General features: G+C 72.8%; 15 protein-coding genes. 4 read left to right on the top strand and 11 right to left on the bottom strand.

Annotation, left to right across the window (positions count from 1 at the left end):
* Window positions 1-10: 10 nt before the first annotated feature.
* Both AB0947_RS17115 and AB0947_RS17120 read left to right on the top strand, forming a co-directional pair.
* Window positions 11-1,612 carry an iron ABC transporter permease gene (locus tag AB0947_RS17115; RefSeq protein WP_366751216.1) on the top strand — a complete coding sequence of 534 codons (1,602 nt, stop codon included), beginning with the start codon at window positions 11-13 and terminating at the stop codon, window positions 1,610-1,612.
* A complete protein-coding gene (locus tag AB0947_RS17120; protein WP_366751125.1) occupies window positions 1,613-2,632 on the top strand; it encodes an ABC transporter ATP-binding protein in 1,020 nt (339 codons plus the stop codon).
* Window positions 2,633-2,927: 295 nt separating this feature from the next.
* Here the strand turns inward: AB0947_RS17120 and AB0947_RS17125 are convergent, their stop codons facing one another.
* The 7 genes from AB0947_RS17125 to AB0947_RS17155 all read right to left on the bottom strand — a co-directional run bounded on the left by AB0947_RS17125 (window position 2,928) and on the right by AB0947_RS17155 (window position 9,629).
* Window positions 2,928-3,632, bottom strand: a complete 705-nt coding sequence (locus AB0947_RS17125; protein ID WP_366751126.1) for an LAETG motif-containing sortase-dependent surface protein — start codon at window positions 3,630-3,632, stop codon at window positions 2,928-2,930.
* Between the two features lie 177 nt (window positions 3,633-3,809).
* Complete coding sequence (locus tag AB0947_RS17130) at window positions 3,810-4,934, bottom strand: Rossmann fold nucleotide-binding protein (RefSeq protein WP_366751127.1); 1,125 nt, start codon at window positions 4,932-4,934, stop codon at window positions 3,810-3,812.
* Window positions 4,935-4,969: 35 nt separating this feature from the next.
* Complete coding sequence (locus tag AB0947_RS17135; RefSeq protein ID WP_366751128.1) at window positions 4,970-5,377, bottom strand: VOC family protein; 408 nt, start codon at window positions 5,375-5,377, stop codon at window positions 4,970-4,972.
* A 95-nt stretch (window positions 5,378-5,472) separates the two neighbouring features.
* Window positions 5,473-6,810, bottom strand: a complete 1,338-nt coding sequence (locus tag AB0947_RS17140; protein ID WP_366751129.1) for a hypothetical protein — start codon at window positions 6,808-6,810, stop codon at window positions 5,473-5,475.
* On the bottom strand, window positions 6,792-7,532 hold the full coding sequence (locus tag AB0947_RS17145; RefSeq protein WP_366751130.1) for an ATP-binding cassette domain-containing protein: 741 nt from the start codon (window positions 7,530-7,532) through the stop codon (window positions 6,792-6,794). Before AB0947_RS17145 ends, AB0947_RS17140 begins: the two co-directional genes overlap by 19 nt.
* A gap of 191 nt (window positions 7,533-7,723) precedes the next feature.
* Window positions 7,724-9,088, bottom strand: a complete 1,365-nt coding sequence (locus AB0947_RS17150; protein WP_366751131.1) for an aspartate aminotransferase family protein — start codon at window positions 9,086-9,088, stop codon at window positions 7,724-7,726.
* Window positions 9,089-9,107: 19 nt separating this feature from the next.
* The gene (locus AB0947_RS17155) at window positions 9,108-9,629 is read right to left on the bottom strand and encodes an Lrp/AsnC family transcriptional regulator (protein ID WP_132788813.1); all 522 of its coding nucleotides are present in this window, start codon (window positions 9,627-9,629) and stop codon (window positions 9,108-9,110) included.
* A 170-nt stretch (window positions 9,630-9,799) separates the two neighbouring features.
* On the opposite strand from AB0947_RS17155, the gene AB0947_RS17160 reads away from it, so the two are divergent.
* Both AB0947_RS17160 and AB0947_RS17165 read left to right on the top strand, forming a co-directional pair.
* Complete coding sequence (locus AB0947_RS17160; RefSeq protein ID WP_366751132.1) at window positions 9,800-11,239, top strand: gamma-aminobutyraldehyde dehydrogenase; 1,440 nt, start codon at window positions 9,800-9,802, stop codon at window positions 11,237-11,239.
* 51 nt (window positions 11,240-11,290) lie between these two features.
* Window positions 11,291-12,484 carry an extracellular solute-binding protein gene (locus AB0947_RS17165; RefSeq protein ID WP_366751133.1) on the top strand — a complete coding sequence of 398 codons (1,194 nt, stop codon included), beginning with the start codon at window positions 11,291-11,293 and terminating at the stop codon, window positions 12,482-12,484.
* Between the two features lie 36 nt (window positions 12,485-12,520).
* Here AB0947_RS17165 and AB0947_RS17170 read toward each other — a convergent pair whose 3' ends face one another.
* Genes AB0947_RS17170 through AB0947_RS17185 form a run of 4 tightly spaced genes read right to left on the bottom strand, consistent with a single transcriptional unit; the run spans window position 12,521 to window position 16,717 of the window.
* On the bottom strand, window positions 12,521-13,408 hold the full coding sequence (locus AB0947_RS17170; RefSeq protein ID WP_366751134.1) for a carbohydrate ABC transporter permease: 888 nt from the start codon (window positions 13,406-13,408) through the stop codon (window positions 12,521-12,523).
* A complete protein-coding gene (locus AB0947_RS17175) occupies window positions 13,405-14,364 on the bottom strand; it encodes a sugar ABC transporter permease (RefSeq protein WP_366751135.1) in 960 nt (319 codons plus the stop codon). The genes AB0947_RS17170 and AB0947_RS17175 overlap by 4 nt, the downstream gene beginning before the upstream one ends.
* Window positions 14,358-15,743 carry an extracellular solute-binding protein gene (locus AB0947_RS17180; RefSeq protein ID WP_366751136.1) on the bottom strand — a complete coding sequence of 462 codons (1,386 nt, stop codon included), beginning with the start codon at window positions 15,741-15,743 and terminating at the stop codon, window positions 14,358-14,360. Before AB0947_RS17180 ends, AB0947_RS17175 begins: the two co-directional genes overlap by 7 nt.
* Window positions 15,740-16,717 (bottom strand): GNAT family N-acetyltransferase, encoded by a 978-nt coding sequence (locus AB0947_RS17185; RefSeq protein ID WP_366751137.1) that lies wholly within the window; start codon window positions 16,715-16,717, stop codon window positions 15,740-15,742. Before AB0947_RS17185 ends, AB0947_RS17180 begins: the two co-directional genes overlap by 4 nt.
* Window positions 16,718-16,734: the final 17 nt, after the last annotated feature.

Below are 16,734 nucleotides of genomic sequence, written 5' to 3' on the forward strand. Positions count from 1 at the left end.
GCTCGGCCTCATGGCCCTGCCCGTCGCGTTCTTCGCGCTGTTCTTCGCCTGGCCCGTGGCCGCGATCGTCGCGCGCGGGCTGAAGACGGACGGCGCCTGGTACCTCGGCCGGATCGCGGACGTCGTCACCCGGCCGGACATCCGGCACGTGCTGTGGTTCACCACCTGGCAGGCGCTCGCCTCCACCGCGCTCACCCTGCTGCTCGCCCTGCCCGCCGGCTACGTCTTCGCCCGCCTCGACTTCCCGGGCAAGCAGCTGCTGCGGGCCGTCGTCACCGTCCCGTTCGTGCTGCCGACCGTCGTCGCGGGCAGCGCCTTCCTGGCGCTGCTCGGCCGCGGCGGGCTGCTGGACGAGCTGTGGGGGGTACGGCTGGACACCACGGTGTGGGCGATCCTGCTGGCCCACGTCTTCTTCAACTTCGCGGTCGTCGTGCGGACCGTGGGCGGCCTGTGGGCGCAGCTCGACCCCCGGCAGGAGGAGGCCGCCCGGATGCTGGGCGCCTCACCGCTGACGGCCTGGCGGAAGGTCACCCTGCCCGCGCTCGCGCCCGCCGTGGCCGCCGCCGCCCTGATGGTGTTCCTGTTCACCTTCACCTCCTTCGGCGTGGTGCAGATCCTCGGCGGCCCCACCTTCTCCACCCTCGAAGTGGAGATCTACCGGCAGACCTCCGAGGTCTTCGACCTGTCCACGGCCGCCGTCCTCACCCTGGTCCAGTTCGCGGCGGTCGGCGCGGTCCTCGCCGTGCACGCCTGGACGGTACGGCGCCGGGAGACCGCGCTGCGGCTCGTGGACCCGGCGGTGACGGCCCGGCGCCCGCGCGGCGCCGGACAGTGGACCCTGCTCGCCTCGGTCCTCGCCGTCGTCGCGCTGCTGCTGGTCCTGCCGCTCGCCGTCCTCGTCCGCCGCTCCCTGGACGCGCCCGGTCTCGGTTACTACCGGGCGCTGACCCGCGCGGACGGCGGTACGTTCCTGGTGGCGCCCGTGCACGCGGTGTGGACCTCGCTGCAGTACGCGGTCGCGGCCACCGCCATCGCCGTGGTGATCGGCGCTCTCGCCGCCGCCGCGCTGGCCCGGCGGGACGCGGGACGGCTGGTGCGGGGCTTCGACGCCCTGCTCATGCTGCCGCTCGGCGTCTCCGCCGTGACCGTCGGCTTCGGCTTCCTGATCGCCCTCGACAGGCCGCCGCTGGACCTGCGGCAGTCCTGGATACTGGTGCCGCTCGCCCAGGCACTGGTCGGCGCCCCCTTCGTCGTACGGACCATGCTGCCCGTGCTGCGCGCGGTGGACGTCCGGCTCCGGGAGGCGGCGGCCGTGCTCGGCGCCTCGCCCTGGCGGGTGTGGCGGGAGGTGGACCTGCCGCTGGTGCGGCGGGCGCTGCTGGTCGCGTCCGGGTTCGCGTTCGCCGTGTCGCTGGGCGAGTTCGGGGCCACCGTGTTCATCGCCCGGCCCGACAACCCGACGCTCCCGGTCGCGGTGGCCCGGCTGCTCAGCCGCCCCGGCGAACTCAACTACGGCCAGGCGATGGCCCTTTCGACGATTCTCATGGTGGTGTGCGCCGCCGCGCTGCTCGTTCTGGAGCGGCTGCGGACCGACCGGACGGGGGAGTTCTAGATGCTGCTGAGCCTGGATGCCGCGACCGTGCGCTTCGGCGGGCGGGCCGTGCTCGACGCCGTCGCCCTCGATGTCGCCGAGCAGGAGGTGGTGTGCGTCCTCGGCCCCAGCGGCAGCGGCAAGTCCACCCTGCTGCGGGCCGTGGCAGGGCTCCAGCCCCTGTCCGGCGGTCGCGTCCTGCTCGGGGCCCGGGACCAGGCGGGCGTACCCGCGCACCGGCGGGGCGTCGGACTGATGTTCCAGGACCACCAGTTGTTCCCGCAGCGGGACGTCGGCGCGAACGTGGCCTTCGGTCTGCGCATGCACGGCGTCGCCAGGGGCGAACGGGACGCCGAGGTGGGCCGGTTGCTGGAGCTGGTCGGGCTGCCCGGCGCCGCCCGGCGGGCGGTGGCCTCGCTGTCCGGCGGCGAGCAGCAGCGCGTGGCCCTCGCCCGGGCGCTCGCGCCCCGGCCCCGGCTGCTGATGCTGGACGAGCCGCTGGGCCAGCTGGACCGTTCGCTGCGGGAGCGGCTGGTGGTCGAACTGCGGGAGCTGTTCGGCCGGCTGGGGACGACCGTGCTCGCCGTGACCCACGACCAGTCGGAGGCGTTCGCGCTGGCCGACCGGGTGGTGGTGATGCGGGACGGGCGGATCGCCCAGTCCGGGACGCCGCTCGAGGTGTGGCAGCGGCCCGCCGACGCGTTCGTGGCCCGGTTCCTCGGCTTCGAGAACGTGGTCCCGGCGACCGTCGCCGGCACGGCCGCCGACAGCCCGTGGGGCAAGCTGCCGGTGCCCGACGGGTCCGCGCAGGGCCACCGCACGGTCCTGGTCCGCCCGGCCGGCGTCCGGCTCGTGTCCGCCGGCCAGGGCCTGGCGTGCACGGTGACCGCGCGCACCTTCAAGGGCACCCATGTGGCCCTCCGCCTCCAGCCGGCGGACGGCCCCCGGCTGGAGGCGGCCTGCCCGCTCCGGGACGCGCCGGAGCCCGGCGCGTCGGTCGGCGTGGAGTTCGACGCGGCCGAAACGGTCGTGCTCGACTGATCAACGAGCCCTTGGGGGAAAGGGCGCCGGTCGGCAGGGGCGCGGGCACGCGGCGGCCCTGGACCGCCGGCTCGCCGGCATCGGCGAGCCGGCCGTCGGCGCGCCGTCTCGTGGAGTGGGTGCGGGGCATCACGCCCTACGCGGCGGCGCGGGCACGGAAAGGCGACGGTCGCCCCGCGCGGCCCGCTCACCGAGGTGCCGGAGTTCTGGCCGGAGCGGACCGCGTGCGGCTGACGCGCCCCGGCCCGCCCCCCTGGGTGCGGGGGACGGGCCGGGACGCGGTACCGAGGTGCGGTCAGCCGTTGCGGCTCGCCCCGCGGCGGCGCATGCCGAACCAGACGGCGCCGCCGCCGGCGACGACCAGGAGCGCCGCGACACCGGCTATCAGACCGGTGTTGGAGTTCGCACCGGTCTCGGCGAGGTTGGACTCACCGGCGGCCGGGGACGGCGCGTTACCGGAGGTGCCGGCCGGGGCGGAGCTCGACCCGGAGGCGGACGGGACCGGGGTCGCCGGCTGGGCCGGGGCGGACTCGCTCGGCGACGACGACGGCGTCGCCGAGGGCGACGGGGTCGCGCTGGCCGTCGGCTTCGGGGTCTCGCTCTCGGTCGTGCAGGCGGTGGACGGGGTCACCAGGTCCGGCTGGATGTCCTCGTCGACGATGTTCCCGGCCTTGACGTGGATCCGGTAGGTGGCGCTCGGCTTCCAGTCCTCGGAGAAGGTGATGCGGGCACCCTCCTTGGACCCCGTGACCGGCTGCTCGCCGACCTTCGTCTCGACGCCGCCGACGCCCTTGAGGAAGACGCTGACGGTGGCGTCCTTGGCGGACGCGTCCGTGTCGGTGACGACGATGACGCCCTTGTCACCATCGCACTTGGCTTCGGCGGAGAAGTCCTTGATGTTGCACGCGAGGGCCGAGCCGGCCAGTCCGAGCACCAGCGCCGCCGACCCGGAGGCGACACCCAGGACGCGTGCGGAACGGCGTACGCCGCGGAGAGTCATGGACAACGTTTGTCCTTTACAGAGTGCAATTGCGGGGGGTGGAGGGGGAGTTGGGGCGTCGGACGAGACGACGGACAGCTGAGGCCCCAGCATCCCCGGGAGGCTCCCAGGTTTATAAGCGCTCCATAAGAAGTGTCAACGCGCAGACCGTCAACGGACGTTGACTTTGCCCGCTTATTAACCGCCCAGACGTTTGAGCGCGTCCGGAGCCTGCTCGATCCGGTCAACGAGGGCGATACGGGACTCCATGGCCCGCCCCCGCGCCAGCGACCGGAGCAACGGCCAGACCGGCAGCTCCCGCGTCCAGTGCCCGCTGTCCACGAGCACCATCGGGGTCGGCTCGCCGCGCGACTCGTAGTAGTTGGGCGTCGCGTTGTCGAAGACCTCCTGCACGGTCCCGGCGGCGCCCGGCAGGAAGACCACCCCGGCGGTGGAGCGGGCCAGCAGGCCGTCCTCGCGGGTGGCGTTGGCGAAGTACTTGGCGATGTGCGCGGCGAAGGCGTTCGGCGGCTCGTGGCCGTAGAACCAGGTGGGGATGCCCACCGAGTCCCCGCCGCCCGGCCAGCGTTCGCGCACCTCGAACGCGGCGCGCGCCCACTCGCTGACCGACGGCCGGAACGAGGGCGCCTTGGCGAGCAGCCGGAGCGCGTCGTCCAGCATGCCGTCGGCGAACGGGGCGGCGTAAGCGCCGAGGTTGGCGGCCTCCATCGCGCCCGGTCCGCCGCCGGTGGCGACCGTGTAACCGGCGCGGGCGAGTTCGCGGCCGAGCCGGGCGGCACCGGCGTACGCGTCGGTCCCACGGGCCATCGCGTGGCCGCCCATGACGCCCACCACCCGGGCGCCGGCGAGGAGTTCGTCCAGCGCGTCGGAGACGGCGTCGTCGTGGATCGCGCGGAGCATCGAGGAGAAGACGTCTCCGTCGGCCTTCGCGCGCTGGAACCAGGCGTAGGCGCGCGCGTCCGGCGTCACCTCGTACCCCGTGTCCAGCGACTCGAACAGCTCGCCGGGCGTGTAGACGAAGGCGCGGTACGGGTCGAACGGGAGCCCGGGCACCGGCGGGAACACCAGGGCCCCGGACGCCCGGACCCGGGCGGCGGCCTCCGGGTCCATCGGGCAGCCGAGGAAGACGGCTCCCGTGGTGTCGAGGCGGAGCAGGACGTCCGTACGGCTGGTCAGGTCGACGGCCTGGACCCGGAACCGGGCGAGCGAGCCGTGTTCGGCGACGGCCTCGTCGAACTCGGCGAGCGACTCTATCTCGCGGTCGTGGGCGGCGCGGTGCGGCTGGGCGGGTGTCGGTTGCACCCGCCCATGCTGGCACGGATGTTCGGGCCGCGTGGTCAGCCCTGGACGGCCGCCGGGTCCATCCACACGACCTCCCAGGTGTGGCCGTCGAGGTCGTCGAAGGCGCGGCCGTACATGAAGCCGTGATCCTGGGTCCGGCCGCTCGCCGTGCCGCCGGCCGCGACGGCCCGGTCGACCAGCTCGTCCACCTTCTCGCGGCTCTCGGCGCTCAGACAGAGCAGCACCTCGCTGGTCGTCGTCGCGTCGGCGATCTCCTTGTCGGTGAAGGTCGCGTAGAACGGCTTGGTCAGCAGCATCGCGACGATGCTGTCGCTGATCACCACGGAGGCCGCCTTGTCGTCGCTGAACCGCGGGTTGATCGAGTAGCCGAGTTCCGTGAAGAACTTCTTGGAGGCGTCCAGGTCGTTCACGGGCAGGTTCACGAAGATCATCTGCTGGTACATGCGGGCCTCTCCCGTCCGGGTGGTGCGCGTTCGTCGCGTTCGGTGGGTAGACCGGCGGCCCGCGCCGAACTCATCGGCGACCGCCGGGGTTCTTCTCAGCTGAGCGGCAGCACCGACAGCGCCGCGATCCCGAGGGTGAGCGGGACGAACAGGACCAGCAGGGCCGCCGCGCGGAGGGCGGCGGCACCGCGCAGCATCCCGGCGGGCGCGCCGAGGCGGAGCAGTGCGGCGATGGTGTCGGCACGGCACTGCCGGGCCTCCACGGCCGCGGTGAGGAGGGTGGCGAGCGTGGAACCGGCGACGACGAGCGCGCCGAGGGCGGACAGCGGCCCGGAGGCGGGGCCCGGGCCGGTGCCGTCGTACAGGGCGGTCATGGCGTAGCCGGCGGACGCCACCGCGCACACCACGCCCAGCGGGCGGCCGATCCGGGCGGCCTCCGCCATGAGCACCCGGCCGGCGAGCAGCCTCAGCGCCCCCGGGCGGGTGGACTGCAGGAGCCGTCCGCACAGGTGGGTGAGGCCGGGGGAGGCCAGGACGAGACCGGTGGCGGTGAGCAGCCAGCCGAGGAGCACGGCGAGGGCGGGGGCGGGCGTGGTGCGGCCGGCGTAGGCCTGTACGGCCAGTCCAGCGGTGACGAGGGCCACGCCCCAGGGGAGGCCGGCCGGGGGCCGGACCTCGGTGTCCGGTGCCGGTGCGGAGGGCTCGGGGCCGGCTCCGGTACCCGGCGCCGGCGCGTCGCCGTCCGTGACCGTCGCCCCGGCGGCACGGCCGCCCGTGGCGGACGGGTCCGCCGTGGCCGGTGCCTTCGGCCCCGCCGCCCGTCCCCTGAAGCGTCCCGCCGATCCGAACGTCTCCTTCCGCGGCGACCCCCCGTACGCGCCGAAGCGGCCGAAGCCCCGGCCGGTGCGGGGCGGCGGGACCGGGTCCCTCGGGCGCAGGGCCAGGGCCACCGCCGCCGTCGCCGTGGCCGGGAGCAGGGCGAGGAGGGTCAGGGTCGCCGGGAGGGGGAGGGAGCGGTCCGCCGCCAGCATGCCCGTGGCCGCGCCGTCGAACGGCATGCCCGTCAGGTCGCCGCGCAGGTGGAGGAAGACCAGCAGGGCCAGCAGCGAGCCCAGGGTGCAGGACAGGGCCGTCGTCAGCGCGGAGACGGCCATGAGGCGGGCCGGGCCCAGGCCCACGGCGGACAGGCCGGGGCGCGGCCGGGTGCCGGGGTCGGTGCGGGCGACCGCTAGCGCGAGGTACACCGTGGCGGCGAGCGGCACCGCGCACCAGGCCAGGCGCAGCGCGGAGGCGCTCGCGGCCTCCGGGTGCTTCAGGGCGTGCGCGAGGCAGGACAGCAGCAGGAAACCGGTGCCCGCCGAGGCCGCGGCCACCAGCAGGCGGCGCAGCTGGACGGCGGGCCGGGCGGCACGGGTCAGGCGGAGAGCGAGCACGCGGCCCGGCCTTCCGTGTCGGGGCTGTCCGGCAGGTGCACGGTGTGCACGCGCCGCCCGTCCAGCAGGGCCACCGTACGGTCGGCGAGGGCGGCGGTCTCGGCGTCGTGCGTGGCGAGGACGACCGTGATGCCGTGCGAGCGGGCCGCCGCGGTGAGCGTGCGCAGGACGTGGCCGCGGTCCGCCCGGTGCAGCGGGGCCGTGGGCTCGTCGGCGAAGAGGACCGTGGGCCCGGGGGCGAGCGCGCGGGCGATGGCGACGCGCTGGCGTTCGGCGTGCTGGAGGTCGCGAGGACGGCTGCGGGCCTTCTCGCCGACGTCCAGCCGCTCCAGCCACTCCAGCGCGGCCACCTTGGCCCGGCGCCGCCCGGCGCCGCGCAGCATCAGCGGGAGCGCGGCGTTCTCCCAGACGTTCAGCTCGGGGACGAGGAACGGCACCGGGTCGATCCAGCCGAAGCGGTCCCGGCGCAGCCGCTCGCGGGCCATCGGGCCGAGGGTGTGCACGGGGGAGCTGTTGAACCAGACCTCGCCGCACCGCACCGGCTCCAGGCCGGACAGACAGCGCAGCAGGGTCGTCTTGCCGCTGCCGCGCGGGCCGCTGACGGCGAGGATCTCGCCCTGCCGCACGCCGAGCGAGATCCCGGCGAGTCCGGGGGAGCCGTCGCGGTGGCTGAAGTGCAGGGAGCGTGCCCAGAGCACGTCGTTGTCCGGCGGAGCCTCCATGGGCGTACACCTCGGTTCAGATCCGTTTTCCCGTGCCTGTTCCTCCGTCCGGGGGAACGAAGGCAGGGCCGATCGGTCACTGGCACGCTAGGCAGGTCCCGGACGGGAGCCCGGACAGCACACGGCCCCGGGCCGCCGTTCTCACTCGAACGGAGGGCACCGGGGCCGGGTTCGGTCATCCCGTCGGATGATCAGAGCTTGGTCCACGCCTCCGTGAGGGTGGCCCGCAGGATCTGCTCGATCTCGTCGAAGGTCCCCTGGTCGGAGATCAGCGGCGGGGCGAGCTGGACGACCGGGTCGCCGCGGTCGTCGGCACGGCAGTACAGGCCGTTGTCGAACAGCGCCTTGGAGAGGAAGCCGTACAGGACGCGCTCGGTCTCCTCCTCGTTGAAGGACTCCTTGGTGTTCTTGTCCTTCACCAGCTCGATGCCGTAGAAGAAGCCGTTGCCGCGGACGTCGCCGACGATGGGCAGGTCGTGCAGCTTCTGGAGCGTCTGGAGGAAGGCGCCCTCGTTGTCCAGCACGTGCTGGGTGAGGTTCTCGCGCTCGAACAGGTCCAGGTTGGCGAGGCCCACCGCGGCCGACACGGGGTGGCCGCCGAAGGTGTAGCCGTGCAGGAAGGTGTTGTCGCCCTTGTAGAACGGCTCGGCGACGCGGTCGGAGACGATGCACGCGCCGATCGGGGAGTAGCCCGAGGTCATGCCCTTGGCGCAGGTGATCATGTCCGGGACGTAGCCGAACTTGTCGCAGGCGAACATCGTGCCGAGGCGGCCGAAGGCGCAGATGACCTCGTCCGACACGAGCAGCACGTCGTACTGGTCGCAGATCTCGCGCACGCGCTGGAAGTAGCCGGGCGGCGGCGGGAAGCAGCCGCCGGCGTTCTGCACCGGCTCCAGGAAGACCGCGGCGACGGTTTCCGGGCCCTCGAAGAGGATCTGCTGCTCGATCTGGTCGGCGGCCCAGCGGCCGAAGGCCTCCGGGTCGTCACCGAAGATCGGGGCGCGGTAGATGTTGGTGTTCGGCACCTTGTGCGCGCCCGGGACGAGCGGCTCGAACGGCGCCTTCAGGGCCGGCAGGCCGGTGATCGACAGGGCGCCCTGCGGGGTGCCGTGGTAGGCGACCGCGCGGGAGATGACCTTGTACTTGGTCGGCTTGCCCTGGAGCTTGAAGTACTGCTTGGCGAGCTTCCAGGCGGTCTCGACGGCCTCGCCGCCGCCGGTGGTGAAGAAGACCTTGTTCAGGTCGCCCGGGGCGTAGTCGGCGAGGCGCTCGGCCAGCTCGACGGCCTTGGGGTGGGCGTAGGACCACACCGGGAAGAAGGCGAGCTCCTGGGCCTGCTTGAAGGCGGTCTCGGCGAGTTCCGTGCGGCCGTGTCCGGCCTGGACCACGAACAGACCCGCGAGACCGTCGAGGTAGCGCTTGCCCTTGTCGTCGTAGATGTAGGTGCCCTCGCCCCGCACGATGGTCGGTACGGGGGAGTTCTCGTACGAGGACATGCGGGTGAAGTGCATCCACAGGTGGTCGTACGCGGTGCGGCTGAGGTCCTTGCTGCTCACGGTTATCGGGTCCTCACGGTTATCGGGTTCCCCACATGTAGGTCTGCTTCTTGAGCTTCAGGTAGACGAAGCTCTCGGTGGAGCGCACTCCGGGCAGGGACCGGATGCGTTTGTTGATGACGTCCAGCAGGTGGTCGTCGTCCTCGCAGACGATCTCGGCGAGGATGTCGAACGAGCCCGCGGTCATCACCACGTACTCGACTTCCGACATGTCAGTCAGCGCGTCCGCGATCTTCTCGACATCGCCCTCGGCGTTGATCCCGACCATCGCCTGCCGGCGGAAGCCCACGGTGAGCGGGTCCGTGACGGCGACGATCTGCATCACGCCCTGGTCCAGCAGCTTCTGCACGCGCTGCCGCACGGCCGCCTCGGACAGGCCGACGGCCTTGCCGATCGCGGCGTACGGCCGGCGGCCGTCCTCCTGGAGCTGCTGGATGATGGCGAGGGAGACGGCGTCCAGCTGGGGACTGCCGCCGTTCCTTGACTCGCGGGACGGGTCCCTCTGGTCTGCGCTTCGACTGGCCACGGCCTCACTGTGCACGACGTCTCGACAGTTTCGCAAGGCCCGAGCGATGAAATTCGTTGTTTACGAGACCACACCTTGCGGATTTCGCAGAAGTGGTCGCGCTGGGGGTGTTGAAAACGTCGGCGCGCCGACTAGGGTGGGTGTCTCAGAGATCGGACAGCTTGAACCAGATCAGGAGGCCGGCAGTGAGCACCGAGCTGCGTCGTCTGCGCAACTACATCGACGGTGAGTTCCGGGACGCCGCCGACGGACGGACCACCGAGGTGGTCAACCCCGCGACGGGCGAGGCGTACGCCACCGCGCCGCTGTCCGGGCAGGCGGACGTGGACGCCGCCATGGAGGCCGCCGCCCGTGCCTTCCCGGGCTGGCGCGACACCACGCCGGCCGAGCGCCAGAAGGCCCTCCTGAAGATCGCCGACGCCTTCGAGGAGCGCGCCGAGGAGCTGATCGCGGCCGAGGTGGAGAACACCGGCAAGCCGGTCGGGCTCACCCGCACCGAGGAGATCCCGCCGATGGTCGACCAGATCCGCTTCTTCGCGGGCGCGGCCCGGATGCTGGAGGGCCGCTCGGCCGGCGAGTACATGGACGGGATGACCTCGATCATCCGCCGTGAGCCGGTCGGCGTCTGCGCGCAGGTCGCGCCGTGGAACTACCCGATGATGATGGCGGTGTGGAAGTTCGCCCCGGCCATCGCCGCCGGCAACACGGTCGTCCTGAAGCCGTCGGACACCACCCCGGCCTCCACCGTCCTGATCGCCGACATCATCGGCTCGATCCTGCCCAAGGGCGTCTTCAACGTCATCTGCGGCGACCGCGACACCGGCCGCATGATGGTCGAGCACGACATCCCGGCCATGGCCTCCATCACCGGCTCCGTGCGCGCCGGCATGTCCGTCGCCGAGTCCGCCTCCAAGGACCTCAAGCGGGTCCACCTGGAGCTGGGCGGCAAGGCCCCGGTCGTCGTCTTCGAGGACACCGACATCGCCAAGGCCGTCGAGGACATCTCCGTGGCGGGCTTCTTCAACGCCGGCCAGGACTGTACGGCCGCCACCCGCGTCCTCGTGCAGGAGTCCATCCACGACGAGTTCGTGGCCGCGCTCGCCAAGGCCGCGTCCGAGACGAAGACCGGCCAGCCGGACGACGAGGACGTGCTGTTCGGCCCGCTGAACAACCCCAACCAGCTCAAGCAGGTCTCCGGCTTCATCGAGCGCCTCCCCGCCCACGCCAAGGTCGAGGCGGGCGGCCAGCAGGTCGGCGACAAGGGCTACTTCTACGCCCCGACCGTCGTCTCCGGCCTGAAGCAGGACGACGAGATCATCCAGAACGAGGTCTTCGGCCCGGTCATCACCGTCCAGTCCTTCACCGACGAGGACCAGGCCGTCGAGTGGGCCAACGGCGTCGAGTACGCCCTCGCGTCCTCCGTCTGGACCAAGGACCACGCCCGCGCGATGCGCATGTCCAAGAAGCTCGACTTCGGCTGCGTGTGGATCAACACCCACATCCCGCTGGTCGCCGAGATGCCGCACGGCGGCTTCAAGAAGTCCGGCTACGGCAAGGACCTGTCGGCGTACGGCTTCGAGGACTACACCCGCATCAAGCACGTGATGACGTCGCTGGACGGCTGACGGCTGCCGGCGCTGATTGTCCGTGGACACGGTGGGACGGCATGCTTCCGGGTGTTCCAGACCCCTTCCCGCACGCCCCCGCTGTCCCGCCGTTCCCTCCTCGCCGCCCTCGGGGGCACCGCCGCGCTCGGTGCCCTCGCCGGCTGCGGGGTGCCCGCGGCGTACGTGGCGCCCGGTGACCGGGCCGTCGCCGACGAGTCCGCCCGCGACAACAAGCTGACCTGGGCGAACTGGCCGCTGTACATCGACACCGCCGACGACGACCCCGGCCGGCGGCCCACGCTGGAGGGGTTCGAGAAACGCACCGGGATCTCCGTCGACTACGTCGAGGAGATCAACGACAACGACGAGTTCTTCGGCAAGATCAGCCCCGCGCTGATGAGCCACCGGCCCACCGGCCGCGATCTGATCGTCATCAGCGACTGGATGTGCGCCCGGTTCGTCCGGCTCGGCTGGGTCCAGGAGATGGACCGCGCCCGCCAGCCGAACGTGGCGCGGCACCTGGACCCGCTGCTGCGCTCGCCCGCCTCCGACAAGGGCCGCCGGTTCACCGTGCCCTGGCAGTCCGGCATCACCGGCATCGCCTACGACCGCCGCAGGCTCGGCCGCGAGATACGCTCCGTCTCCGACCTGTGGGCCAAGGACCTCAAGGGACGCGTGACCCTGCTGTCCGGCCTGGACGAGTCGTTCGCGCTGCTCATGCAGGGCAACGGCGTCGACATCACCCGGTGGACCGCGGACGACCTCCACCGGGTCTGCGACCAGGTGGAGCGGCAGGTCCACCGGGGCCAGATACGCCGCTTCACCGGCAACGACTACACCAAGGACCTGGTCAGCGGGGACGTCCTCGCCTGCCAGGCGTACTCCGGCGACGTCATCCAGCTCCAGGCGGACAACCCCGACATCCGCTTCGTCGTCCCCGTGGAGGGCGCCGAACTGTGGTCGGACTCCCTGATGATCCCCGACCGGGCCCGCCACAAGGCCAACGCCGAGCGCCTGATCGACTACTACTACGCCCCCGAGGTCGCGGCCCGGCTCGCCGCCTGGGTGAACTACGTCTGCCCGGTCCCGGCCGCCCGCGAGGTCCTGGCCGCCGCCAAGGACAAGGACACGGCGGCCCTCGCCGGCAACCCCCTGATCTTCCCGGACTCCGGCATGCGCCGCCGTCTCGCCGTCGCCCGCGACATCACCTCCGCGGAACGCCCGGAGTTCACCCGGCGGTGGAACGCGATCGTGGGGTTCTAGGGCCTGGCGCGTGGCCGGCCGGCGGCGGGACCGGGGTCACTTCAGGCCGCTGAGCATGACGCCCCTGACGTAGTGCTTCTGGAGCAGCAGGAACAGGAGCAGGACCGGCAGGACGCTCAGGACGAGGCCGGCCATGACGATGGGCATCGTGCGGGCCGGGTCGACGTGGTCCTGGAGCAGCTGGATGCCGACGGGCAGGGTCATCACGTCCGGGTTGGCGGTCGAGACGAGCAGCGCCCAGATGTACTCGTTCCAGGCGTCGACGAAGGTCAGCAGCCCCAGCGTGACCAGGACCGGCTTGGTCTGCGGCACCACGATCCGCCACCACACGGCGAACTCCCCGGCCCCGTCGATGCGCGCCGCCTCCAGGACCTCGTCCGGGATCGCGACCATGAACTGGCGGGTCAGGAAGATCCCGAAGCCGTTGACGAGGAACGGCACGGCGAGCGCCGCGATGCTGACGGTCAGGCCGGCGCCGCCGCGCCCGGACAGGTCGTTGCCGCCCGCCAGCGGCCAGTGCACCAGGATCAGGAAGTGCGGGACGAAGAAGAGGAACGGCGGGAACATCATCGTGGACAGCACGAGGCGGAAGACGAAGTCGCGGCCGGGGAAGCGCAGTTTGGCGAGCGCGTAGCCCGCGAGGGACGACGTCAGCAGCACGGAACCGGTGATCAGCGCGGTGGCGACCACGCTGTTGCGGAAGAGCACCGGCAGGTCCAACTGGCGGACCGCCGCCCGGTAGTTGGAGAGGCCGAACGCCTGGGGCAGGAAGCGGTACGGCAGCGTGCCGGCCTCACCGGGGCCCTTGAAGGACGTCATCACCATGTCGAGGAACGGCACCACCGTGAGCACGGCGCCGGTCACGACCACGAGGTACGACAGCCACGGCACACCACGGCGGCCGGTGCCCCTTCCCCGCGTCACGCGTCCTCCCCCGTGCGCCGGAACCACCACAACTGCGCCAGCGTGACCGCGAGAACCACCACGAACAGCACGAACGCGGCGGCGCTCGCGGTGCCCCAGTCGCCGTAGCCGAAGGCCAGCCGGTACATCTCCAGCGCGGCCACGTCGGTCGCGTCACCCGGCCCGCCCCTGGTCATCACGGTGATCAGCGCGAACGACTGAAGACCGGTGAGGAACTGGGTGACGCACACGAACAGCAGCGACGGCCGCAGCAGCGGCAGGGTGATCCTGCGGAAGACGGTGACCGGCCCGGCGCCGTCCAGCGCGGCGGCCTCGTAGTACGACTCCGGGACGGACTTCAGTCCGGCGGTCAGCACGAGGACCGCCGAGCCGAGCGAGGCCCAGGCCTGGACGACCACGACCGAGGGCAGCGCGGTGTCCGGGTCCGCGAGGAACGCCACCGAGTCCAGCCCGACGGCGTTGAGGACGCCGTTGACCAGACCGCCCGGCTCGTACATGTACTTCCACACGTTGCCGACGGCGACGACGGTCGTGACGATCGGCAGGAAGTACAGGGTGCGCCACAGCCCCTGGAACCGCAGCCTGTCGATGCAGGTCGCGACGAGCACCGAGCCCGTGAGGGCGAGGGCGACGGTGCCCAGGGCGAACAGCAGCGTGTTGGTGAGGACCGGCGTCAGGAACGTCGACCCGTCCGCGAACAGGCCGGTGAAGTTGTCCAGGCCGGCCGGCTCGATGTCGCCGAGGGCGAACCCGGACCAGTGGGACGTCGACAGCAGCAGCGCGAAACCGAGCGGCAGCACCAGGAAGACCGCGAAGAACAGCAGCACCGGCGCCAGGAAGAGGTAGGCGACGACACTCTGGCGGCGCCGGTGGCGGACGCGGCCGTCGACGGCGGGCCGGACGGCCCGTGCGCGCGGGGCCGGTTCGGCCGCCTCCGGCACCAGGGCGTTCACCATGCGCGCGCCACCTCCTGATCGACCTGACGGCGGGTGAGGCGCAGCGCCTCCTCGACCGACCGCCGGCCGGTCCACAGCCCTTCGATGTTCGTGCGCAGCAGCGACTTGGCCTGCTGCGCGCCCGGCACGTTCGGCTCCGGCACCGCGTAGGCCAGCGCGTCCAGGAACGGCCGCAGGTTCGGATCGCCGGCCCCGTCCTTCCCGCCGCCCGCGCCCAGGAGGGCCCGCATGTCGTCGGCGCGGCCGGTCAGGGAGCCGACCGCCACCTGGAGGGCGCTCATCCGGGTTGCCACCGCACCCTTCCCCGTGGCCGTCCGCTCGGCGTTGAGCCAGCGCAGGAACTCCCACGCCTCGCGCGGGTGCGCACTGGCCGTGTTGACGCCGAGCATGAACCCGGTGCAGAGCGTGGCGCGGGTGCCGCCCGCCTCGGGCAGGGGCAGCGGCGCGACGCCGACATCGCGGTAGTCCGCGCCCATCTCGCTCTTCAGGCTGCCGGTCCACCAGCCCGCGCTGATCACCATGGCCACCTGCCCGGACGGGAACGCGCGGTAGACGTTGACCCCGGGGGAGCTGGCCCCCCTGGTGACGAGGCGGCCCTCCAGGCTGAAGACGGCCCGTCCGGCCGGTGAGTCGATGCCGGTGCTCCTGCCGTCCGCCGAGACGAACGCCCCGCCGGCGGCGTTGAGCAGCGCGAGCGTCTGGCCGACGGTGGTGGAGTCGTCGTAGACCGACAGGCCGAAACCCTGGACGAGCGTGTTGCCGTACCGGTCCCGCCTGGTGGTGCGGTAGGCGGTCTCCTCCAGCTCCCGCCAGGTGCGCGGCGGCCCGTCGACGCCGGCCGCGCGCAGCAGCCGCTTGTTGTAGTACAGGGCGTACGTCTGGAGTTCGGTGGGGTAGCCGTACACCCGGCCGCCCACCGACGCCGCGCCGACCGCGGCGGCGCTGTAGCCGCGCCGGATCTCCTCCGCGTGCCCGGCCGGAGCGGGCCGCAGGACGCCGGCCCGGACGAGCTGGCCGTTCCACAGGCAGTACGGGTGGAGGATGTCGGCGCCCTGGCCGGCGGCCTGCCGGACCATGAACGTGGTCAGCAGGTCCGTGAACTCCACCGCCGTCGTCCGCACCTTGACCCGGTCGTGCGTGGCGTTCCACTCGTCCACCGGGCCCCGCAGCGCCTCCTTGAGCTCCCCGCTCGCGTAGTGGGAGAGCAGGGTGAGGACGATGGGGTCACCGGGCCGCCCGGTGCCCCGGTGCGGCGCCGCGCAGCCGGTGGCGAGCAGTGCCGAGGGGAGCGCCAGCGCGAAGTGACGGCGGCTCAGGCGCGTGGTGGGGCGCGGTGGCCGGCGGCCGGGCGGGCCGTCGGTGCGGCGGGGCTGAGTCATCGGGCGGCCTCCCGGCGCAGCACGCGGAACACCCGGGTCGTGGTGAAGCCCGCCGCGCGGTACAGCCGGCCCGCCGGGGACCGCTCGCCGGTCCACAGGAACCACGCGGAGTGCGCGCCGCGCGCCCGCATCCGCTCCAGGACCAGGTGGAGCAGGACCGTGCCGAGCCCGGTGCCGCGCATCTCCTCCCGCACGCCGAACGGCCCGAACCGCTCGTCCGCCGACGCGTACGCGCCGTGCATCGCCCAGCCGGCCAGGCGGCCCGACGGGTCCCGGGCGACGACGATCCGGTCCAGCGGCGTGCCGGCGGCCAGGCAGTCCCGGATCGCCCGCGCCCAGTCCGGGTTGAAGCGTCCGGCGAGCGCGAGCAGGTCCACCAGGTCGTCGTCGGACGGGGTGGCGAACCGGTGGCCGCGGGCCGTCAGCTCGTCCCGGCGGCGCGCGGCCACGCCGGGGAAGCGGTAGCCGACCAGGCCGCGGTCCATCGCCGCCGCCTCGTACAGGGTCCGGAAGCCCAGCGAGTCGAGGAGCTTCGCCGCCTCCGGGTACGTCCCGGCGTCCAGCCCGGGCAGGACGTAGTTCGGGGTGTACGAGGAGAAGTCCACGCGGGTGCGGCCGTGACCGTGCAGCCAGTCGAGGGCGTCGGTCAGCAGCCGGCGGCCGAGGCCGCGCCCACGGGCGGCCGGGTCGACGAAGAAGAACGGGATCCAGCCCTGCTCCGGCTCCAGGTCGGTGCCGCTCATCGGCGTCAGGCGGCGCACCGCGTAGGCCGCGCCGACGACCCGGTCGCCGTCGACGGCGACCCGGAGCCCCTCCGGATCGAAGTTGGCGTCGAGCAGCACCAGGGAGCGGAAGCGGTCCGGGGTGAGGGGATCGGCCGGCGCGCTCCGCCGCCACGCCTCCACCAGCCCGGGCCCGTCACCCACGCGGAACCCGCGCGTCCCGGCCCCGGATGGCGTCGTGCGGTCGGTCATCGACGGCGGTGTCCTTT

Source organism: Streptomyces sp. NPDC047841 (assembly GCF_040704085.1).
In the GTDB taxonomy this organism is placed as follows: Bacteria; Actinomycetota; Actinomycetes; order Streptomycetales; family Streptomycetaceae; genus Streptomyces; species Streptomyces argyrophylli.

Bases quoted from the DNA above. Each gene is read 5' to 3' on its own strand.
- AB0947_RS17115 (WP_366751216.1), top strand. From the start codon at position 11: ATGGCCCTGCCCGTCGCGTTCTTCGCGCTGTTCTTCGCCTGGCCCGTG.
- AB0947_RS17120 (WP_366751125.1), top strand. From the start codon at position 1,613: ATGCTGCTGAGCCTGGATGCCGCGACCGTGCGCTTCGGCGGGCGGGCC.
- AB0947_RS17125 (WP_366751126.1), bottom strand. From the start codon at position 3,632: ATGACTCTCCGCGGCGTACGCCGTTCCGCACGCGTCCTGGGTGTCGCC.
- AB0947_RS17135 (WP_366751128.1), bottom strand. From the start codon at position 5,377: ATGTACCAGCAGATGATCTTCGTGAACCTGCCCGTGAACGACCTGGAC.
- AB0947_RS17145 (WP_366751130.1), bottom strand. From the start codon at position 7,532: ATGGAGGCTCCGCCGGACAACGACGTGCTCTGGGCACGCTCCCTGCAC.
- AB0947_RS17175 (WP_366751135.1), bottom strand. From the start codon at position 14,364: ATGGTGAACGCCCTGGTGCCGGAGGCGGCCGAACCGGCCCCGCGCGCA.
- AB0947_RS17180 (WP_366751136.1), bottom strand. From the start codon at position 15,743: ATGACTCAGCCCCGCCGCACCGACGGCCCGCCCGGCCGCCGGCCACCG.
- AB0947_RS17185 (WP_366751137.1), bottom strand. From the start codon at position 16,717: ATGACCGACCGCACGACGCCATCCGGGGCCGGGACGCGCGGGTTCCGC.